At 42.7% G+C, this 21,483-nt stretch carries 15 protein-coding genes; 1 reads left to right on the forward strand and 14 read right to left on the reverse strand.

Going from position 1 to position 21,483, the window contains the following annotated elements; all coding sequences use genetic code 11:
- Nucleotides 1–10 precede the first annotated feature (10 nt).
- From R8P61_31880 to R8P61_31925, 10 genes are all read right to left on the reverse strand, one after another.
- Nucleotides 11–1,450: an MBOAT family protein gene (locus R8P61_31880; GenBank protein MDW3651725.1), complete on the reverse strand. Its 1,440-nt coding sequence runs from the start codon at nucleotides 1,448–1,450 to the stop codon at nucleotides 11–13.
- A gap of 109 nt (nucleotides 1,451–1,559) precedes the next feature.
- Nucleotides 1,560–3,836, reverse strand: a complete 2,277-nt coding sequence (locus tag R8P61_31885; GenBank protein MDW3651726.1) for a S8/S53 family peptidase — start codon at nucleotides 3,834–3,836, stop codon at nucleotides 1,560–1,562.
- 311 nt (nucleotides 3,837–4,147) lie between these two features.
- Nucleotides 4,148–5,113, reverse strand: coding sequence for a hypothetical protein (locus tag R8P61_31890; protein MDW3651727.1), 966 nt, complete (start codon nucleotides 5,111–5,113; stop codon nucleotides 4,148–4,150).
- A 12-nt stretch (nucleotides 5,114–5,125) separates the two neighbouring features.
- The gene (locus tag R8P61_31895) at nucleotides 5,126–6,568 is read right to left on the reverse strand and encodes an MBOAT family O-acyltransferase (GenBank protein MDW3651728.1); all 1,443 of its coding nucleotides are present in this window, start codon (nucleotides 6,566–6,568) and stop codon (nucleotides 5,126–5,128) included.
- 103 nt (nucleotides 6,569–6,671) lie between these two features.
- On the reverse strand, nucleotides 6,672–8,192 hold the full coding sequence (locus R8P61_31900; GenBank protein MDW3651729.1) for an O-antigen ligase family protein: 1,521 nt from the start codon (nucleotides 8,190–8,192) through the stop codon (nucleotides 6,672–6,674).
- Between the two features lie 297 nt (nucleotides 8,193–8,489).
- Nucleotides 8,490–9,695 carry a glycosyltransferase gene (locus R8P61_31905; GenBank protein ID MDW3651730.1) on the reverse strand — a complete coding sequence of 402 codons (1,206 nt, stop codon included), beginning with the start codon at nucleotides 9,693–9,695 and terminating at the stop codon, nucleotides 8,490–8,492.
- Nucleotides 9,676–11,085, reverse strand: a complete 1,410-nt coding sequence (locus tag R8P61_31910; GenBank protein MDW3651731.1) for a flippase — start codon at nucleotides 11,083–11,085, stop codon at nucleotides 9,676–9,678. The genes R8P61_31905 and R8P61_31910 overlap by 20 nt, the downstream gene beginning before the upstream one ends.
- Before the next feature lie 86 nt (nucleotides 11,086–11,171).
- On the reverse strand, nucleotides 11,172–12,473 hold the full coding sequence (locus tag R8P61_31915) for a sugar transferase (protein ID MDW3651732.1): 1,302 nt from the start codon (nucleotides 12,471–12,473) through the stop codon (nucleotides 11,172–11,174).
- Nucleotides 12,474–12,504: 31 nt separating this feature from the next.
- Nucleotides 12,505–12,894, reverse strand: coding sequence for a response regulator (locus R8P61_31920; GenBank protein ID MDW3651733.1), 390 nt, complete (start codon nucleotides 12,892–12,894; stop codon nucleotides 12,505–12,507).
- Nucleotides 12,895–13,267: 373 nt separating this feature from the next.
- Nucleotides 13,268–13,777, reverse strand: coding sequence for a hypothetical protein (locus R8P61_31925; GenBank protein ID MDW3651734.1), 510 nt, complete (start codon nucleotides 13,775–13,777; stop codon nucleotides 13,268–13,270).
- A gap of 138 nt (nucleotides 13,778–13,915) precedes the next feature.
- Between R8P61_31925 and R8P61_31930 the strand changes: the two genes are divergently transcribed.
- The gene (locus R8P61_31930; GenBank protein MDW3651735.1) at nucleotides 13,916–15,874 is read left to right on the forward strand and encodes a T9SS type A sorting domain-containing protein; all 1,959 of its coding nucleotides are present in this window, start codon (nucleotides 13,916–13,918) and stop codon (nucleotides 15,872–15,874) included.
- A gap of 78 nt (nucleotides 15,875–15,952) precedes the next feature.
- Here R8P61_31930 and R8P61_31935 read toward each other — a convergent pair whose 3' ends face one another.
- The 4 genes from R8P61_31935 to R8P61_31950 form a co-directional block, all read right to left on the reverse strand.
- On the reverse strand, nucleotides 15,953–16,957 hold the full coding sequence (locus R8P61_31935) for an NAD-dependent epimerase/dehydratase family protein (protein ID MDW3651736.1): 1,005 nt from the start codon (nucleotides 16,955–16,957) through the stop codon (nucleotides 15,953–15,955).
- A gap of 127 nt (nucleotides 16,958–17,084) precedes the next feature.
- Complete coding sequence (locus tag R8P61_31940; protein MDW3651737.1) at nucleotides 17,085–17,972, reverse strand: glycosyltransferase family 2 protein; 888 nt, start codon at nucleotides 17,970–17,972, stop codon at nucleotides 17,085–17,087.
- Nucleotides 17,972–19,147, reverse strand: a complete 1,176-nt coding sequence (locus R8P61_31945) for a glycosyltransferase family 2 protein (GenBank protein ID MDW3651738.1) — start codon at nucleotides 19,145–19,147, stop codon at nucleotides 17,972–17,974. The genes R8P61_31940 and R8P61_31945 overlap by 1 nt, the downstream gene beginning before the upstream one ends.
- Nucleotides 19,144–21,321, reverse strand: coding sequence for an AAA family ATPase (locus R8P61_31950; GenBank protein ID MDW3651739.1), 2,178 nt, complete (start codon nucleotides 21,319–21,321; stop codon nucleotides 19,144–19,146). Before R8P61_31950 ends, R8P61_31945 begins: the two co-directional genes overlap by 4 nt.
- Nucleotides 21,322–21,483 lie beyond the last annotated feature (162 nt).

Here is a 21,483-nt window from a genome sequence, read left to right on the forward strand (position 1 = left end):
TTTGCTCTAACTAGAACTGGAAATAGATGAATTGTTGCTGATTAAACTCTCCGAAATTCAGGATGATACTTACCAGCATCACATAGACGGCCCAGCGGACAAAAAGAGGTTGAATAGAAATCCAGGTCCCCATAGATCGTTTTTCCTGAAAAACCTGTACTGTCAATAATAAACCTATGGCCAGGAAGGAAAGTACGATTTCAAATCTATGTTCAGGTCTGAATATCCATCCAATATCGCCAGGTACCCAGACGAATAAATTCTGAATCAACAGCAAGGCATCCGAAAGGGAGTTGGCTCTGAAGAATATCCAGGCGAAGCACACCAATGCAAAGGTGATACTCAGACTGAAGGCATCCTTCACAATTTTGGGAAGGGGATTGCTCAGTTCCTTCTCTTTCATATATCCTTTTGAGAAATTTTCTACTATGAGGTAGAAACCATGCAAGGCTCCCCAGATCACAAAGGTCCAGTTGGCACCATGCCAGAGTCCACTGATCAGAAAGGTCATGAAAAGATTATAGTACCAACGCCACTTTACCACTCGATTTCCCCCTAAAGGAATATAGACATAGTCCCTGAACCAGGTTGAAAGGGAGATATGCCATCTGCGCCAAAATTCTCCGATGGAGCGTGAGAAATAAGGCCGCTCAAAATTCTTCATCAAATCAAAGCCCAACATACGAGCCACACCAATAGCTATATCTGAATAGCCGGAAAAGTCGCAGTAGATCTGGAAAGCAAAAAAGAAGGTTGCCAAAGCCACCGAGAGTCCATGAAAATTTTCCGGACTATTGTAGATCATATTTACGAAAAAGGCGAGGCGGTCTGCGATCACGACTTTTTTGAAAAGTCCCCAGGCTGCCAACCTCATGCCACTCATCACCCGATCATAATCAAAGCTTTTTTTCTCCCGAAACTGGGGAAGCAGATTGCCGGATCGTTCGATAGGACCTGCGACCAATTGGGGAAAGAAAGAAACAAAGAGGGCAAATCTGCCCAGATGTTTTTCCGGATCAATCTTTCCATTGTAAACATCTATGGAATAGGAGAGGGTTTGAAAGGTGTAAAAGGAAATACCCACTGGTAGCAGGACTTCAAACAAGGGGGCTGAATAAGTGAGCCCCATTACATTCGCCAAACCTCCTACACTTTCACTAAAGAAATTGAAATACTTGAATGAAAATAGAATCGACAGATTGGAGACGAGGCTGATATAGAGAAATTTCTTTCTCTTCTCCTTAAGGACTTCCTGCCCCATTTTGATCCCCATAAAATAGTCTACCAGGGTAGACACTACGATCAGGAGGATATACTCCACCTTCCAGCTCATATAAAAGATATAGCTGGCTATCAGCAATAATAACCAGCGCCACTTATGAGGGGTCGTGAAATAGAGCAGAAATACTGCAGTAAAGAATACTACAAACTCGACGGAGTTAAATAGCATGTTCGGGCGTTTCTTTGTTCGGATTAAAGGTTCATCTTCTTCTCCGAAACTTCAATTGGAAAATGAAGGAATCCTGACAAAGCTATTTCTGCCAGGATTCCCGATATTTTTATTCTGTTATTACAAACTTTCTGATCTCCTGCTTGGCCCCATCGGCATAAATCCGCAAGAGGTAAGAGCCTGCACTTAGATTTGATAGGTCCATGCTAAGGATCTCTGTTTCCAGACTGATCGTATAAGAATTCTGAACGAGGATCCTTCCTCTTACATCCATGATTCCTACTTCAACGGTCTTTCTTGCCATGTCGAAGATCTCTACATTGAGCTCATTTTTGGCAGGGATAGGAAACATGCGGGTGATCATCCCCAAATTTCCTGCGTCCATTGTTACTTCGATGGAGTTTGAATAATCAAGCGTTCCGTCAAAATCGACCTGACGAAGTCTGTAGATATTGCTACCAAAATTAGGTACTAAATCAGAGAAGGTATATCCCTGTGCATTGCTGCTGTTTCCGTTTCCTTCCACTCTTCCTATCGGACGGAAAAGTCCGTCAATTTCTTTTTCTACCAGGAAGTAATCATTATTGATTTCCAAAGCGGTTTCCCACTGAAGCTCAATACGCTGAACTTTGGCTTCTCCCGTAAACGACAGATACTCTACCGGAAGTCCGGGAGAAGGCGTAGCTGCCAGAACATCATCAGCCCTTAGCATACCATTTCCTTCCTGAGTTGCAAGCCCCCCCAAACCGGTGCGGGTATTGGCGAGCAGAAGATTGGTTACTTCTGTTGCAGTCAGGTTTGGATTTTTTGAAAGTACTAAAGCGGCAACTCCCGATACTTCTGCTGCTGCTACGGAGGTTCCTCCGAAGTAGCGGGTATATTTCATATTGGGATAATCAGAATTTGCTGCATTATTAGCTGCCTGATTATATCCATTGGTTTCACGATCCACGATCGCAACATTATTTTCTTTCGTAGCTGCCGGACTGGTTTGGCGTGAAGTCGGTGCCACAATGTCCAGTTCGGCGCCATAGTTGGCATAAGCGGGGAAATCGCCTCTCAGGTCAATGGCTCCAACAGCAATTACAGAAGTCAGCGATGCCGGATAGGCAACACAGTTGTAAGGGTTGTTGCCACCAGCAGCTCCAGGGCCTACTTCCTGTCCGGCAGAGAATACAACTAAACTTCCTTTGCCGGCTCTACCGTTTGTCTTTGCATTGGTGATAGCAGTTTCGATAGGGGCAAAAAGTGCAGTAGAAGTACAAGTGTTCAATACCCAGGAGTTGTTGATTACATCGGCTCCATTGAGATATGCCCAATTGATTCCATCTGCCAGATAACCGATATCGGTAGCATCTGTTTCATCTACGGCTCCTGCATTGGTAAAGGCACAAACGGACATCAACTCACATTCCGGACAAATTCCGGCAACTCCGATGGTATTATGAGAAGCTGCTATTACACCAGCTACACCCTGGCCATGTGCACCGGGATCTTCCTGAGGAACACCTCCAGCTATCAAGCCCGGATCAGGTGTATAACCTGCAACGATACGGCTTCCGCCGCCTCCATTGTCATCATTTAGGTCTTCATGAGCCTCTACTCCCTGATCAATCACTGCTACTTTGATAGTGGATGATCCGATGGTTTCGCACCAGGCTTCAGGAGCATTGATATCCCAGTCAGCGATACCTGCTGACCAAAAGCCCAATTCAATAGGGTTTTGACCAGTATTGTTGAGGTAATATTGCTTTCCATAAAGGGAATCATTAGGCGTCACAGGCGTGCCTGTTTGGATGCTCTGAGGCAAAACAGTTACCGCAAAATTGGGCTGTGCCCATGCTACTTTGCCGCTTTCATATAACTGATTGGCCAAAGGCAAAATCGCCTGTATGTCATTTATCTCAAGTTCATTGGAGGTTTCTGCTGATTCTCTGATCAATTTTGCCCCACTATATTCTGCCCAAATAGGTGCTACCTCTTCCATGGAAACTCCCTCTTTCAGGATGAAACGGACTTTATGGGTAAACCAGATGGGCATACCCGTATCCAATTCTACTCCCCAATGAGCGCTTCTAAGTTGAGTAGGGTCAATACCCAGCTTCTCAACCATTTGATAAGGGTTTAAGCCATAGTCAGCATCAAATTCAAAAATGAAACGTTGTTTCTGCAGTTGATCTGTGCCTCTTACTACGCGAAGTCCACGATGTTTGGTGAAGTTCAATTCATTCTTCGAAAGGGGCTGATTGAAATACAAGCAAAGCGAAGTTCTTTTCTCAATGACAGGTACCTTCTGGTCGTCAGAATTCCAGAAGTACTTATCCTGGGCATGTGTTGCGCTCAAGCAAAGCCATGATAGGACTGCTAACAGTAAAAATTTCTTCATTACAGAGATTATAATTATTCCCAAACTATGTTAGAGGCAAGAAGATATAGGAGTATACCTGCCTTGAATATCGATAATTTGTATTGTGGATTTTGTTGCTTTTTCCTCAATGGTTAAATGTTGAGGATGAGTGGAGTATTTGCCTGATAGACAAAAACTTCGCTCAAAAAGGCATAGCATTGAAATGCCTGCAAGAATAGAAGAGGGTGAACTAAAAAAGGAAGCCATAGGTCTCTTTTTTAGCTTACACAAAGATAAATAACAGATGTAAGAAATTTTGGTTTTTCGTATGAATTGCGACTAATGCAGGATTAACGGCGAGAGCCAGCCAGATTTGATAACGTTTCTTTTCGATCGATATTTCGGATCAGTTCTTCGGTGAAAATACCTGCTCCTTTCTCATTGAGGTGATTGGAATCGAAGAAATCGCCAATTACAAAGCGGTCGTCAAAGGTGTGGTTGAAATAGCTGATCTCATATTCATGGGCCAAAGAATCAACCTTTTGAACCATCAACTCATAGCGCTCCTGTTTGACGGTTTCCATATAGGACTTATACATGGGCAGAGAAACCAGGTATATTTCAATATCAGACTCTTTGCAGGCTTCGATGATCCGGGCAATATGATTCAGGTTTTCGGGAATCAGTTTTTCGTCATAATAGGAGTCATGAATGGCCCCTGTAGTCTTGCCGCTTGCTTCGGGATCTTTAGGAGCATCATCTCCCACATACCATCCGTATTCATCACTTTCCACCAAATCATCCTCTCCCTGATAATAGGCAAGGGTTCTGTCTACAGATCTTTTAACAGTAAAAAGAGAAACCAGGCTGAATCTACGGGGAGCCAGTTTATTGATGAATGCTTTACTCCCGTAAAAATAGGCGAAATGATAACTCTTATTGAATACTCCCGGATTGAGGTAGGCCTCAGTTCCCAGGGAAGAATAACTTATGGGAAGAATCAATCGCTTTAGTTTAGGCATATCCTGATGATACTTTTCGAAAAGAAAGCGATCAAAGTATAAGGTTTGAGCAGTCGAAGCCAGATTGAAAGCTTTGCCTTCAAACATGGAGGGATTGATGCCCATATAACTATGCGAAGTTCCCAGAATCAGGCTTTCTATGGACCCCAGTTTTGACTCCAGCATTTCTTTTTTGTGCGAATAGTCATTGGGTAACTTTCGCTGTGTGATCTCCAGACTCAGCATCAGGATCAGGATGGGAGATAAATAGATCATCACCCGGCTAAAAAACTGTATAACTGCTTTTTGCTCCATTTCTTTATCCTGCTAAAACTGAAAATAAACGAATGCCCTGCGATCATAATTGAAATACAAAATGACCAGCGCCAATCCATAATACACTCCCCATCGCAAAAGGGGATGCCATTCTGCGATCTGAAGAGGGAATACCTTTTTCTTATACATCATCAACCATTCCACGCCCATAAAAAGAATCAACCAATAGAGTTCCTTTCGATAAATATTAGGGAAGCTAAACAAGGAACTACTAAACATATGGGAGAAATAGCTCATTGCATAACTGACACTTTCTGAAAAGAAGAAGACCAGGGCCAGCAAATTCAAGGTTAGGGTTATCCCCATCTGCAATGCCGCACGAAAAGTCCCATTGAGAGTAAAAGGCGGACGCGTATGCTGGATTTTGGAACGTAGCTTGGGCCAAATCAAATAGGGAACCTGAAAAAGTCCGTGAAGCAAGCCCCAGATCACAAAGGTCCAGTTAGCCCCATGCCATAAGCCACTGACCGTGAAGGTCAGGATGTAATTTCTAACAACGATCCATTTATCACTAACTACCTTTCCCTTACTCATAGAAAGGAAAACATAGTCTTTGAACCAGGTGGTCAGCGAAATATGCCATCTCCTCCAGAAGTCCAGCATATCGCGGGCGAAGAAGGGATAGTTGAAATTTCGCATGAGGTTGAAGCCTAGCATACGAGCCGTACCTATGGCCATATCTGAATAGCCAGAGAAATCACAATAAAGTTGGATCGCAAAGAATATCACGCCCATGGCAAGGACACTGCCACTCATGGTCTCATGGTAGCCGATAATATTGTCCACAGCTAATCCCAGGGTATCGGCCATCACAACCTTCTTGAAAAGGCCCCAGAGCACCTGTCTTAGCCCATCTTTGGCTTTGACGATGTCAAACTTTCTGCTTTTGAAAAATTGCGGCAGAAGATTGCTGGCTCTTTCAATAGGTCCGGCAATCAATTGAGGGAAGAAACTGACAAAGGCCAGAAAAGGAACCAGTTCTTTGCTTGCCTTGAATCTTCCTCTATACACATCGATGGTATAGCTGAGTGTCTGAAAAGTATAAAAGCTGATTCCTACTGGCAAGACAATGCTTGTGCTCCTTTCATTGAGTTGATATCCAAACATGCTAAACATGTCGATGAAGGAATCAACGAAAAAGCCGTAGTACTTAAATACCCCCAGTAAACCCAGGTTGATAAACAGGCTCAGGAAGAGCCATGCTTGCTTATGTTTTTTATGCTCGGTTTTTGAGATTTGATTGGCTACGAAAAAATCCGTCAGGGAGCTTCCTAATACGAGACTCAGAAAGCGCCAATCCCACCAACCGTAGAACATATAGCTCGCTACGAGGATGAGGATGTTCTGCGCACGGAGATTTTTATTCGTCGCAAACCAATAGAGAAGGAAAACCGCTATATAAAGTATGGAAAACTCTAAGGTGTTATATAGCATGCGGCTGAATCAGCTTTTGCTCACAAGTTGCCTTATTTCGACTAATTTTTCCTGCTGCTTTGGGCTAAACCGTTACATAGAATACCTAAATGGCCAATTTGCATTATTCAATCAAATATGCACTCCTGTCTTCGGGCCATCTGATGTTGCCAATTCGGATGATTACGGCGATAGAAATGTAAAACATGATGCTATTTGGAAGCTGTGTAATGGCTTGCTGAGGATAATGCGCAAGAATCATGGCAAATAGAAATCCAAAGAAAGCCAGGGCGTAACGTTTGGAAGAGTCCTTTTTCGCTCCGAAATAGGTTCTCACAGCCGTCCATAAAATAGCTGCCATAAAGGTGCAGAAGAATAGCAAACCTATCCATCCGGTTTCTACTCCCAGTCTTACGTAACCACTATCAGGAGGGAATTGTGATAAGAGTCTTTCTGGAGCAAATCTCTGGCCCCAGATTCCTGTTGTGCCTAAACCGTTTCCTATCGGATAATCTTTTATGATTGGCTGTATATATGCCTGATTCTGTTCGCGGGTTTGAAAGGACTCCGTAGTTTCTGGATTAAAGGCTGTGCGGAGCCTTAAAATCTGAGTATTGTCAGTGGGAACAACGAGCAAACCTAAGCCAATCAGTAGGACAACGCCACTACTGATAAACATTTCCTTTTTGGGATTCATGGCAGTCATGAAAAATAGGCCTGCAGGGAAAATAATATAAGCGGTACGTGTACCTGAGAATATCATGGCTACCAGCATAAGACTTGCCAGCACGCCCAGGATGATTCTTTTTACGATGTCCAGCTTTTTATCATAAATGAAAGGGATGCACATGAGTGCACTGGCTGCCATCATGATTCCAAATACGGTCGGATCAGAAAAGAAAGAGAAAACCCTGAATCGATCTGCAACGAAAAAGAGTTCGAAAATTTCCGGATCATCCATGACCCAATCATATTCAAATGCTGCAAATCCCCAGATCTCCTGCTTTAATCCATACAAAGCTCCCAAACTCGCCAATCCGATCCATAAGCGAAGTAGATTTCGGATATAGATAGGTCTGTCAAGCACATAAAGCGCCACAAAATAGATCAGCATGAGAAAGGCAATATGCCTGACGGTATACACCCAGGGAATGATCGAACTGGGATGAGGATTTAAGCCCTGAAAAAGACTGAATCCGATCCAAAACAGGACAAATGCACTTAAGGGATGTTTGATAAAGGATAAATCCCTTTCGCGGGTTTGCTTTACCAGTAAACCAAAAATAAGAGCTAAGACACTGGCATCTATATAAACTCCCAAGGGAACAGCATCATCTATAAATCGTTTTACCCCCAAAACAAAAACCGAGGCTATGAGGGTCATGAATAAGCCAAATCGCAAATGAAATACAGATGCAATCAAGGCGGGTAAACCAATCGACATCCCCAAGAGGAAAAAAGCAGTATCAACTCCTCCTTTTCCAATGAAGTATGCCAGGGCAAATCCGATACACATGAAGATCAGATAGCCGAGTGGCGAATCAAAACGATCAATGATAAATTCCTGATAGAGCTTCCTTTTCAGTTCAGAGACGGGGTGGTCTTTGATGGGCTCTTGCCCTAAATTAAATAAGGTTCGCTGCATAAGGAATAAAGCTGGACCTGCTTGAAGGTCGGGATAAATGATTTCTTGTTAGAAGAAAACAATTTTAACGAAAAATCCCAGACAAATGATGACGCAGACAGATAATAGGATAAATTCCTGGACTCTTTCAAAATTCGAGAGAACAAACTTCCGTTCTCGAGGGTTCTTGGGCTCCATTACTTTTATTAAATAGCTAAGGCGATTGAATGCGTATTCAATATACTTGAATTCTAGAGAAACTGCTTCTTATTTGGTATTATCCGACAGGATCACTTGCTCAATGGTCAAAATATTACCCTAATGTGAATGATCCAAAAATACCTGTAGTTCCGATGCTCTGGAATCCCAACTATGCTGGCTAGCAACTGAGCTTCTCTTTAGTCTCAACGACTTTGTGTCCTCCTGAATTGCTTTCTCTATTAACTTTCCAAAGGAAAAATGGTTTTGGGCGAGAAAGATTTCTTTCTGGAAAGCATCTATATCTGCTGAAAAGGAGCTGCTAATTACCGGAATTCCTGCTGAGAGGTACTCATGGATCTTTAAGGGGTAGATAGCGGCGGTAAGGGCATTTACTTTGAAGGGGATGATGGCTGCCGAGGCATGTTGGAAATAGGGCAGAAGTTGTCTCTGGGGAATGGCACCTGTGAAGTGGACCTGATCATATTTTTCCAAAACCGGATCGTAGTGATTGCCCTTGGGACCAATGAAAACAAAGCGAAAATGCGGGTATTCCTGAACTACTTTTTCCAATAAGTCAAAATCGATCCGTAACCCAATCGCTCCTACATAGAGGACTATTTTTTGATCCCTTTCTCCAAAAATGTCTGGACGCTCGAAGGTTTTTTCCAGTGCCTGCTGAAAAAAAGAACTTTCGGCAGCATTGGGGAGGAAACTTACTTCCTTTTGGGTGTATTTGTTTAATTCATCTCTGAGTGCTGAAGAGGTCGTCAGTATATGATCCATTTTTGGCAGAAGCTCCTTTTCGAGATAGCTTCCATGCTTTTGGATATAGACAGACTCCGAAATTTTATCTACCGAATAATAGCTGGCTGAAAGTGAATCGGGCAATTCTTCTCGAGAGATGGGATAAAAAGGATTAAAGATATTGAGGAAATGAAAGGATGCTATCGATTGCCTTTTCAGAGTTTTCCGAATAAATCTTTTCATCCTATGCTGATTGATCCGGGAAAACAAATTATAGAGCTTTCCCTTCGGTAGCCAATTGATGGGGAGCATCAGAGGAGCTATGCAAATATGGAGTTGGGGAAAGTCATCCAGAGGATTGCTAATTGTTCCTTGGGCCAGAATCAGGGCTTTCCATCTTCTACGGATTTGAGCATTCTTGAGGCCAAGGATAAAATCTTTCCAGGTGAAAGGATTGTCTATAAGAAAAACCCTTTGCTTTTTTGAAAGCGCTTTGGCGAGAGAAAATGCAGTGGAACTATAGGGAGCATCCCAACGGGCAAGCGCCAATATGAGCATATCAGGAACCTTGCTGGGCATCAGGTTCGGACTTTGTGGTAGGAAGAATATTGCCAGGAATGTTGGCCTTGTCGCGAATCACCAATTTATTCCAGAGCAGGCGAAATCCATTAGCATACACCTTTTGGGAGTACATGATGGCATTGAAGGGATTGCTCCCAATTTCTTTGTAGAGGATATACTGGTTTGCGATGAATAGCAGAAGCAGGGTCGTCAAGGTTGCATAGGCGGCACCAATGATCCCAAACTGAGAGATAAAGAAGAAATTGAAGACCACATTAAGCGCAGCACTGGCAACTACCATAAAGAAATTGATCTGTGGTTTCCCCATCGAATCCATAATCACTCCAAATTGACGAGCGAAGGGAATGAGTAAGCCATACAACATGGTCAACCTCAATAAGGGTACAGCATCCATATATTTATCCCCGGCTACTACCTGAAGCACGAACTCGGGGAAGAGCAAGACAAAGAGGATGCCCGGAATAATCACTGCCAGGATTACCCCTACAGATTTCTCATACAATCCTTTAACAGAACCTTTGCCTTCTTTTTCTGCTTTCTGTGCACTTTTTGGAAAAACAATGGCTGCTACCGATTGAGTAGGAACTTCTATCAGATTGGCAATTTTTATTGCCGTACCATATACAGCTGTTGCAATGGGATTGATGAGTAGTCCAAGCATCAATTGATCTATACTCTTGTTGAGCATGGAGGCTATATTGGTCCCCAATACAAATTTCCCATACCAAAAAAGCTCTTTGAGCCAATCTCGATCGAGCTTGCCAGAGAAATTGAGGTATTTCCTGCCTAGTATGATTGATAGGATCGCAGCAGCAATGGCAGCGAAGACCTGAGCTACTGCCAGCAGCATCAGACTATAGGCTTGATTGGGATCTAAATATACATAGAGTACATAGCCAAAGAATATGCCTGTCCGAAGTAAATTGCTGAGGAAAATAGCCTTAAAGTCCAGATTTGCCTGTTGGATTACCTGCATTTGTACCAAAGGGATAAGGGCCACATTGGTAAAAATGAAGAGGTAAAGAATCTGATCCAGTACATGTACCTGGAATGCCCGGTCAGCAACCTGAGCCAGGATAAAGACGATGACGGAGGTCAGAAAGGTAACGGCTAAATTGAGAATGATAGATGCCGTATTGATTCTTCCTTTGACTTTATGATCTTCTTGTGTACTGATGTATTTGACCAGTGCATTTTGGATCAAGCCAAATCTCAGCATCTCAATGATGGAGGTGACAAGAAGAAAAATGGTCCATATTCCGAACAGCTGCCGGGTAAGGCCTCTGACAAGCAGGAAGAAACTTCCGAAACGAAATAGCTGCAACGCAAATCGTTCCAAAAAGGTGTATGCCCCTGACTTGAGCCAATATGATCCCTTTATCTTCATCAAAATGGAAATTTAAGGCATTTTAGCCGGAATATATAGTCCTTTGGGCATTCGGCTAGATTTTCCGGGATTTTGTCAGATTTTTATCACACGGATTTTCGTTGAAGAAGTGCGGGAATGGTTTGGATGACAATTTTCAGATCATTCCAGAAACTGGCATTGTCTGCATAAGCCACATCCATTCTTTTTCTTTCTTCTTCAGACATATAGGCTTTACCTCGTCTTTTTACTTGCCAGAGTCCAGTGATGCCGGCAGGTGCGAGGAAGCGTTTTGCCCAATAATCGGTAGTTAGTTGCTCTGCTTCGTAAAGAGGTAATGGACGATTACCTACGATAGACATATCCCCTTTGAGTACATTGATAAGTTGGGGGATTTCGTCAAGACTGGTATTTCTCAGTATTTGACCGAAAGGAGTGATTCGAGGATCGTTTTTGATTTTGATAAATGAGGAGCGACGTCCGTCAGCGTCCTGAACTTTCTTATAAGATTTTTCGCACATTTGGTTTCCATTGATCATTATGGGAGAGGAGCACATGTTTCCTTCCACAATGCAATGAATACACCTTTCATGGCTATCTATATTTTTATCTTCTGCTTGTTTGTACTGATTGAGGTGAAGTACAGTCTCCAATTGCTCGTCTGAGCCGGAGAACATAGATCGGAATTTATAGAAATTGAAAACCTTGTAGCCGGTACCCGCTCTTTTCGAAACATAAAAAATCGGTCCTTTTGATTCCAGTTTTATAATCAGCGCGGTCAAAAGCAATACGGGAGCGCATAGCAGGAGGAGCGTCAGGGAAACCAGAACATCGAAGATTCTTTTTCCCACAGGAATGCGAAATTCCTCTTCTTTATCCTGCTCATTATTAAGCTCCAGGGTACGACTTTTATATTGCTGGAGGAAGGCAATTCTACTGGTCAGATCCTCCAGTTTGACATCTACAGGATATAGATCGTCGACTTTGCTTTGTACTGCTTTCAATTTCATTTCCTGGCTGATATCCTCTGCCAGTATGATAAACGGAATCTCTTTTAAGGTCTCATGCTTCCTCAGGCGCTCAAAGAGATCAGTTGCCATTCCATCTGAAAGCTCCCAGTCCGAAATAATCGCACAAGGCAGATCATCGCAGTCCTGATCCATTTTTTGGGACCAATTGTGCGATTCACTCATTTTCTCCAACCAGAGATAGGCTTTGAAAGAAGTATTCAGGGGAATGCCCAGATAATCGAACGCCAATAATTTTCGACTGAATTGTTTGGCGATAGGTCCAATGTAGAGGATTTTTTGCGTATGGACCTCATGAATGGGATTAGCCAATAGATCGCCCATGTCCGCTTTAGAGACCTTGCTTTCTATCGTATTTCCTTTGGAACTAACCGCCTTCATTCCTGATTTTATTGCCTTGTTTTTTATAGGATTAAGCCGCCATTTCGACCGTTAATAATTGCTCAATAGTAGAGAAAACTTCTTCCGGATTGAAGGGCTTCAACAAATAGGCACACTGCCCTTTACTCAAGCACTTCTCTTTTACTTCATCTTCCTCATATCCGGAAAGCATAACTACAGGTATATCTCTGTACAATCCACTTTCCCTGATTCTACTGAGAAACTCAAATCCATTGATGATCGGCATATCAATATCAAGGATGATAAGGTCCGGTAGATTTCCTGCACTGATCCATGCGAGGCCATTCAAACCATCAGGACGGGTAGTGATGCTGTATTTCTTTCTTAGGAGAAATTCCAGCAGCATCCGAATATTCGGATCATCATCTACTACTAATATTTGATGTTTTTTCTTCCCCATGATCTATTTCGCGGAAGGAGTAAACTCCTTTTGCTTTAATTTCCCTTATTTTAAATTCTTTTTTGTCTGCTTATATAGCTAAATATTTCACAGGAAATATTTAGTACCAAAACAGAGAAATATTGAGAATTGGTTTATCCTTATTTTTCAAATACAACAATGAACCTCAATTTTCTTCTCTCTGTAAATTCCCCAAACCAATTCTCATAAATTTACACTTGCTTTCAGTCCTTTTGACTGAATTTTGAGAGAAGGACACATAATTTTGTTTGAATGGCTACAATCTGCATCTGAATAGTTTTCCTGTCCGCATGGAATGCAGAGGAGCTTTGACCTTTCCTGAATGAAGGGAAAAAAAGCGGTAAGAAGAATCTTATTTATAGGGAATTTGAGTTTGGAAAAGTTCGTAATTGCGCAGGTCTACTATCTTACTTTCCAACTCAATGAAATGCTGATCATCCAGTTCCTGTAATTGGACAATTTCGGAGATGAGCTCATTATTGGGTGCCTGAAAAAAACTTAGTTGCCAATAGTATTCGATGCTGGGCATACCCACTTCAGCGGGTATATCGCAATAGCTTTGTGCACCTGTAGCCAGGCAAATATCACGGGCAAACTGAACCCCCAACCAACTATCATAAGGCACTGATTTGCGAAAGAAACTCAGGCTAAGATCTATGTCCCAGGGGAGTCCCTCAGGTTTGAGGGCAAGGCGTCTGGCTCTGAGCACGGAAAATGTATTTTGAATTTGGAGACTATTCAAATCGGCCTGGACCTGTTCTACCTTTACTCCCATAAATTCATCGGCAAATTGATGGAAGAGTTCCCACTTGATATTGGAAAGATAGCAGTGTATCTGTGCTGTCGTTATTCTATCCAGCATAGCGAACCCGGAGTATTTATCTAAATCGAAGCAGCCTTATGCTGCAATTGCCGTTAATACATTTGCATAAAGATAAGCAAATAATGTAATTTATGGGTTCATTCCGCAAACACCTAACCTAATATAAACTTTCTCTGCATGAGACGATTATTTCTACTTTCCCTCATAAATCTATTCGGTTTTTGTCTTTTCGCCCAGGATTTACCCTGGCCTGCTGAGAGCCCCTCTCCGGATGGTTATGGATATACCTGGAAAACAAATTCCGCTTCTGGAGGCCCTCAATATAGTTGGGTGGAGATTTCTAATACTGGAACAGTTGTGGAAGGATTGGGCGACGATAATTTTGTTGGTCCCATTCCCCTCGGAATTGATTTTGAATTTTACTGGCTAAATAAAACGGAGGTATGGATCGCTTCAAATGGCCATATCTCATTTGCTCCTTATGTAATTGCATCTAATGCAGATGGATTTCCTCCTTCTCCCCGCTCTACTGATGGTAAGAATGATTTGATTGCCCCATATCTTTCTGACCTGAATGCAGGAGAAAACGAAGGTGGTAACCCCAATTTGGGAGAAGTGTTGTACCTGAGTGATGTGGCCAATAACCGCTTCATCGTTACCTATAAAAATATTCCTTATTGGGTGAATAATGCCGACGGATGGCAAGGAGCAAATACCTTTCAGGTAATTCTTGACGGAAATGATAATAGCATTACTTTCCAGTACAAGACCATGTTTGGCGATTGGTCTCCGGCTTATAATTCGGCTGATTATCCTTTTACGGTTGGGATCGAAGCTATCACAGGAACTTTTGGCATGAGTGCTACCGGGACAAGCCCTGTAGGGGTGACTGATAAACCCGTCAATCAAACGGCTATTCAGTTCATACCTCCAACTAGTCCTTCTCCGGTTACAGACGTAGGAGTGAGTTCTGTAGGTCCTTCAGGGGACAAAGGCTTTTTCGTTCCATGGAATCCATTTCCCCTGGAAGAAGAACCTCGATTTCGCTTGAGAGGAAAGATTAGAAACTTTGGTAGTGCAGACGTAAATAGCGCGATCATTATCCAGACCCAGGTTACAGATTCCCTGGAGTTACTGTATGTAAATGAAATTGATACCCTATATGGAGGATTAAGCGCAGGTCAGGAAAGAGAATTCGTTTTTGAAGACGTTTTCTATCCAGCCTTTGAGAGTTCGTATGATTATGATGTACGGATTCTGAATTCGAATACTTTTGGTGATATCAATCCGGGTAATGATCAGGAAGCTGCTGAGATGATTACCATTGATACGAGTAAGGCGGATATTATTTTGTCTTACATCAATCGGGATGAACCTGAGTTTGTTACCAATCCAAACCTTACAGCTGAAGATGATGGACAAGGATTGTTCTTTGCACCTCCTGCTTATCCTGCAACGGTTAAGGAATTGCAGTTCAGGATTGCTCGACTTAGTGTAGATCCGATTTCACCGGGACTCGAGATCGCTGATGTAGGATTATATGGAGTAAGTCAGGATGGTTCCATTCCTGGCCCAGAGCTATACAGGACTTCTTTCACCGGGAATGATCTGGATCCAGCAAATTTTGATGGAGATTATTTCAGGGTTGTATTGCCCACTCCTGTGACGCTTACTGAAGGAGGATTTTATGTAGGTTGGTTTCAGGAGCAGTCAATAATAGGACTTTCTATAGGAGGTACGGCTCCTATTTCTGGTCAGAGCTTTGAAGTTTCCAGTGGTACCTGGGCGCCTGATCGTAATGCAAACACTCAGGAGTTCTTCATTCGCGCGATCATCTCTCTGGATGATAATGCCGTGTACACGCCGATCGACAAAGAGATTGAAGATCTGGCTAGATTTGAGGCTTATCCCAATCCCAATGAGGGCTCATTTACCCTGGAAGTTGAGTTGGATAATCCTTCAGAACTGGGGATCAAGGTGTATGACCTTGCCGGTAATAAAGTATATCTGGAATTTGAGCCGGTTCTTAGCCGATATTCCAAAGTTATGGATCTGAGCCACTTGAGTCAGGGGATGTACATCCTCCAAATCAGTACGGCAAAAGGAGTTCAAAGCAAAAGAATTATAATCCGATAAGGATTCGTATAGCATATAAAAAGGGAGTCCTGATTCAGGACTCCCTTTTTTCATAAACATCAAACTATCAAACATCCATCAGGCTTTGGATTTTACTTCCCAGCCTTGTGGCAATTTTTCCCTAATCTCGATATTTGAAAACTCCTGGCCTTGTCTGGCTCCCACACGTTTGGCCCAACTGGCCATTCTGTTGATCCCCTCTTCCAGATCGATGCCGCTCCCTGCTCCAAATACCCTATGCGCTTTGCTGTGATCTGCATAAGCATCTACTACTTCATTTCTTGCACGTAAGTGTGTTACATCCAGCTCAACCTTAAATTGGCTGGAAACAACTTCAGCCAGTCGATTCACAGTATAAGGTTTGTCTGCTCCAATGTTGAAGACTTCATTATAAGAAGCAGGAATGTCAACACAGGTCGCAATAGGAATCGCTACATCATCTATATAACTGAAAGCTCGCGTCTGTTCACCATCTCCAAAAATGGTCAACGGTTTTTTCTGCATGATTTGATTCATGAAGATACCAATGACATTTCTGTATTTGTCTCCGATGTTTTGGTTCTCCCCATATACATTGTGCGGACGAAATACTACGTAGTTTAGCCCAAACATTTCATGTGCAGCTTTTAAATCCAACTCAACTGCATATTTAGAAACGCCATAAGGATCTTCAGGCTGAGGTACCATATCCTCTATCATCGGCACCTGACCGGCACCATATACTGCGATAGATGAAGTGAAGACAAAGCATTTTACTTTATGCCTTACAGAAGCATTGATCAAATTCATGCTCCCGATTAAATTGGTATTATAGTTATAGCATCTGATAAAGTGGGATAAACCCTCTGCTGCATAAGCTGCAAGATGATATACATAATCAAATTCAAATTCGTCGAATAGCGCATCGACCAATTTTGCGTCCGTAATTGAACCTTTGATAAAGAGCACATTCTCAGGAAGATGGTCTTCAAAGCCACCGCTTAAGTCGTCTAACACCACAACTTCATGGCCCTGATCCAAACAATGTCTGGCAACATGAGAGCCAATGAATCCAGCTCCTCCTGTAACGAGTGATTTAGGCATATTGTTTAATTCGTTGAATAATTTATTTAGTGTAAATTTAGAATATTGGATTAATATTCTCAACGAATAGGAAAGGAATGCCCGGCGATAGGATAGGAGGGCGTGTCAAAGATTTTAAAAAAAGCGGCTAAATCCAGGCTTTTTTCCCTGAAAGATGCCAGCATATAGCTTTGAGGAATGATTTGGCGTGTAAGTTTTTGCCTTTAAGAAAAAAACCAAGAAGTTTAAGAGGACTTAGAATCAAAAAGAAATATAGCAGGAATATACCCAATGGCAGCCCCCTTACATTTCGACGCATAAAAAGCACACGATTTCTATAATAGTAATAGGTCTTTAGGGGACTGTCCTGGCCTGTACTTAAGGAGGCATGATGATAAACCGTAGCTTCCGGGAAATAATATAACTTATAGCCCGCATTTCGAATTGCCACAGACCAGTCCAATTCTTCATAGTAGAGAAAATACATCTCAGGCATCATACCGACTTTCTCAATAATCTCCCTTTTTAGCATGCAGGCTGCCCCATGCACATAGGCCGTTTCCCTTGCTTTGTCATGCTGTCCCTGGTCGAGTTCTTCTTTCCCTATGGTCTGATTTCTTCCCGTAAATGGATGGATTTTTGTATAACCGGCGTATTGAATGCGCTTTTTATCCTGCAGGTATAGAATCTTGGGGCTTATTCCTCCAGCATCTTCGTATGCTTGGAACCCCTTGAGCATATTTTCAACCAACTCAGGTGGAGGGACTGTATCATTATTGAGAAAGAATAAATAGTCGCCTTTTGCTTGCTGGATACCCAGATTATTTCCTCCGGCAAAACCCTTGTTTTTTTTCTCTGCAATCAACTTCACCTCTGGAAAGTCTCTTTGCAATAGAGAAAATGCCTCGGGATCAGATTCATTATCGACCAAAATCAGTTCCAGCTCCTTATGCGTCTGATTTAGACAGGCCTTCAGAAATCTCCTGCTGGCTTCATACTCTTTGTAGTTGACACTTATGATGGAGACTTTGGCCATTATTCCGATGGGTTTTGCCCATGAGGGGTATGGATAAATTTCTTATTGGCTCCTTTGAGTTTGAATAATAGGGAAAACATGATCCCGAAAGCCTGAGGTAGCTTAGCCAAAGATTTAAAGAAGTCTTTGTTGTAGTAACTCATCGGGACGGCTGGTACAAAAGAAAGCAATAAAACGCCCAACAAGGCCCACCAGAGTAGGGGAGAAAGTGTAAGCCAGGAAGATAGAAAGCTATAAGTCATTGCAAGTAGTCCCAGTAAACCCAGATTGATCACTCGTGGGAGCTGGATGTTGCGAAGGATGGTGCTGTTGAATAAGGCCAATTTCCCCCTAAACAGGGCTTTCATCCCCAGTCGCCAGAACTTGAACAGATAATGATATTGACTGGCAATCCATCGCTTCCTTTGTCCGGCAAATACTTCTGCCTTTTCCACTTTCTCATCATACACCCAGGCATCAGGAACATAAGTTACCTTGTGGCCTTTTTCGACCAGTAAAACCTCCAGTTCCCGGTCAAAACCTCCCACAGATTCCATCTTGGCCAGACAGCTTTTCAACAGATCAAATTCGAAAGCCATCCCGGAACCAATTAATGAACTGGACCATCCCAACCCGCAATTGCCTTCCCGATAGATATGATTATTGATCATCTCACTTAATCCATCCAGAACTGCAAAGTCCGTATTCTTATTCTTGGCGGTCCGTCTTCCCTGAAGGGCTGTCAATCCAGAGGCATAACTAGCATTGATTTTCTGAAGAAAATCCTCCTTCATCACATTGTCTGCATCCAGAATCAGGGCCAGATCAAACTGCTCTTCTATTTTATTCAGGGCAAAGTTGAGGGATTTGACCTTGGTACTTTGCTCAAAGTCGACCTCAATGAGGCTAACCGGCATTTTCCTAAGGCCTTCAAGGCTTTCCTTTTTAAGGCTGTCAGCGATGATAATTAGTTCGAAAGATTCCTTGGGATAATTGACCATCAGGTTGCGGGTTGTAGCGGAAAGGATGACGGCATCCTCCTTATAAGCCGGAACCAGGATCGCTATTTTGTGGAAATCCCATGTATCGGATAGGGGACTTTTGAAAGATCTGATCATTCCGGCAAGGGAGCAGCAGGCGGTGTATCCAACCACATACAGGAAATAGCCAAGGATCAGATATTCAAAAAATATCATGAGTTAAGATTGCGCATGTCCACTTTATTCAGGACTGCACCAATGACTTTATCGCCAAATTTCTTTAGGTAAGTGATAGCGTCCTGGTCTTTATCGCTTAAGCTTTCTTCTGCGGAAAAGACAGGCAGGAGACGCGTAGCTACCGGACTGAGTTCACGGCTATCTACAAATTCATTGATAGAAGGACCTTCCATCAAAATATAGTCATAGCGCTTCTGCATTGCAGTGATCAGTTTCTGGAACTCATCTTTTTTGAAAATCTCAAAAGGTGAGTAATTCCCTCCCTGACATCCGATTACATCCACTCCCTCAAATACAGACCCAGAAATGAGGGCCCTTTCGGAAATCTCCTTGTTGAGGTATTTTTCCAATGAAGGAGATGCGGCAGTTATATCGGTAAGTGAGTGATTTTTGAAGTTGGTATCTATCAGGAGAACTTTGCTATCATTCAGGCTCAGAGAATAGGCCAGAGAAACCATGAGAGAAGTTTTTCCGGAACCTTCCTTGGTACTTGTGATCAAAATACTTTGGTCTTTTTCTCCGCTAACCTCATGGCGTATTTTTCTCAGAAGCTGCTTATAGTTCTCGAGGTTCTTGACATTTTGGTCGCTTTTAAAGAGGGCCACCAAATCAAGGTTTCCATTTTTTAGTTTATTCAAAGAACCGATCACCTCTATGCCGGTGAGGGCTTTCAGGCGGGCCGGGTGCTTGATACTGGTGTCGAGGTATTCGATCAAAAAGATAATTCCCATGCTGAGTCCCAGGGCCACAAGGCCAGCCAGAACCGTTAATACAAGCGTCTTGGAGGGAAGAGGTTTTTGAGGGGGAAGCACATGCTCGACCTGAGATACTCTTTCTAAGGCCAAATCCGGAGCTCCTATCAAGGCCAAAGCGGTTGTCCATTGATTGAGGGAAAGGAAATATGCATCTCTTGCCAGCTGAACTTCTTTTCCATAATCAGAACTGTACTCATCTGCCCCTATATTTCCGGCTCTGGCTGTCAAGACCCGAACTTCCTGATTGATTGCTACGATTCTTTTTCGGGAAATCTCGAGTTGTATTTCAGCATCTATTTTGTTTCTGAGTAAAGAACGGGTTTCGCTGCTTGCATTGGGGACGCGATTGTTCGCTTCCTCCAAGAGCAAATCGGTCAGTTCTCTACGTGTCATTCTTATGGAATCCCGCAATGCACGATTTTGCAAATTCCCTCTGATATAGCGATAATTCAGTCGTTCTATGCGATTTCTCAGGAGCACAGAATTATCTATGCCTCTGCTGCCTGGATCAAGAAAAGAGATCTGTGCAGCTTCGGGAAGAAATTTGTCGGCATCATAAAGTTTTTGCTGCGCATCATAGATCGTTTTGTTAGCTCGCTCTCTTTCATTGGTTAGGCGGTCAATCTGTCTAACGATGCTTCTGGTAGGGCTCTCATTTTCTGAGGCTTTCTCAGAAGTATAACCATCCCAGGTTTGCATTTTCGCATTGAAGTCATCTCGTTTTTCCTTTACCAGCTTCTCCAACAGCTCGAGAGAATTCTCCGCAACTTTCGCATGGGTATTTACATGATAGCGAGAAAATTCCTGGGCGAGGGTATTTGCTGCGAAAGCAGATAGCTCAGGTTTTTCAAATCTTGCGTCTATTCCTATAAAATCCGTACCTGCAACTCGTCTTACGACCAGCTTCTTTCTCAGAGACTCCGGATCATACTCCATTTGACGCATACTTTCAATATGCTTTTTCTCCAACTCATCATTGATAGACAAAGAAGTCAGAGAGTCACGTTTTCTTTTCAATTGACGATTGAGGACCTGCAATTCTTCTGCAGAATTATTTCTTCTCAGGGGAGTGAGTGAACGAAAGGGGAATTTATTATTGAGGTCGTGGATCATGAGTTGATACCCCAATAGGAAGAGGGAAGGATCAGAAAGGATATTTTCTTCCATTGTTCTGAACTTGCCTTCGATCTCATGCTTGAGGGCTGAACCTGATTTTTCAAGGGAGAAAACAGGATTGGAAGTATCTTCTGTGATGCCAGTTGCCAATCGAACTTTCGCTTCGTAAACGGGAGGAGCCTGACTGGAAATCAGAAAGGTCGTCACCATAGCAATACTCGTAATAGCAAGAATCAGCCACTTCCTTCTTAGCAGAACCTTTATAAAATATATCAACTCCATATAAATCGTCCAATTTTCTCTTGTCCTTGATACTGATTGCTTTGAAAGCAAAAATCAGCATATTTAGCCTGCAGCCAAAATAATATATTCTCGACATATTACTTTTTCCCCAATACTCAGCAGAGGAAAATACTGCTTAAATCGTACCAAAAGGTAATAATA

This window comes from Bacteroidia bacterium, from assembly GCA_033391075.1.
In the GTDB taxonomy this organism is placed as follows: domain Bacteria; phylum Bacteroidota; class Bacteroidia; order J057; family J057; genus JAWPMV01.

Excerpts from the sequence above, each read along its gene's own strand:
- R8P61_31880 (MDW3651725.1), bottom strand. The coding sequence starts at position 1,450 with ATGCTATTTAACTCCGTCGAGTTTGTAGTATTCTTTACTGCAGTATTT.
- R8P61_31885 (MDW3651726.1), bottom strand. The coding sequence starts at position 3,836 with ATGAAGAAATTTTTACTGTTAGCAGTCCTATCATGGCTTTGCTTGAGC.
- R8P61_31890 (MDW3651727.1), bottom strand. The coding sequence starts at position 5,113 with ATGGAGCAAAAAGCAGTTATACAGTTTTTTAGCCGGGTGATGATCTAT.
- R8P61_31895 (MDW3651728.1), bottom strand. The coding sequence starts at position 6,568 with ATGCTATATAACACCTTAGAGTTTTCCATACTTTATATAGCGGTTTTC.
- R8P61_31900 (MDW3651729.1), bottom strand. The coding sequence starts at position 8,192 with ATGCAGCGAACCTTATTTAATTTAGGGCAAGAGCCCATCAAAGACCAC.
- R8P61_31905 (MDW3651730.1), bottom strand. The coding sequence starts at position 9,695 with ATGCCCAGCAAGGTTCCTGATATGCTCATATTGGCGCTTGCCCGTTGG.
- R8P61_31910 (MDW3651731.1), bottom strand. The coding sequence starts at position 11,085 with ATGAAGATAAAGGGATCATATTGGCTCAAGTCAGGGGCATACACCTTT.
- R8P61_31915 (MDW3651732.1), bottom strand. The coding sequence starts at position 12,473 with ATGAAGGCGGTTAGTTCCAAAGGAAATACGATAGAAAGCAAGGTCTCT.
- R8P61_31920 (MDW3651733.1), bottom strand. The coding sequence starts at position 12,894 with ATGGGGAAGAAAAAACATCAAATATTAGTAGTAGATGATGATCCGAAT.
- R8P61_31925 (MDW3651734.1), bottom strand. The coding sequence starts at position 13,777 with ATGCTGGATAGAATAACGACAGCACAGATACACTGCTATCTTTCCAAT.
- R8P61_31930 (MDW3651735.1), top strand. The coding sequence starts at position 13,916 with ATGAGACGATTATTTCTACTTTCCCTCATAAATCTATTCGGTTTTTGT.
- R8P61_31935 (MDW3651736.1), bottom strand. The coding sequence starts at position 16,957 with ATGCCTAAATCACTCGTTACAGGAGGAGCTGGATTCATTGGCTCTCAT.
- R8P61_31940 (MDW3651737.1), bottom strand. The coding sequence starts at position 17,972 with ATGGCCAAAGTCTCCATCATAAGTGTCAACTACAAAGAGTATGAAGCC.
- R8P61_31945 (MDW3651738.1), bottom strand. The coding sequence starts at position 19,147 with ATGATATTTTTTGAATATCTGATCCTTGGCTATTTCCTGTATGTGGTT.
- R8P61_31950 (MDW3651739.1), bottom strand. The coding sequence starts at position 21,321 with ATGGAGTTGATATATTTTATAAAGGTTCTGCTAAGAAGGAAGTGGCTG.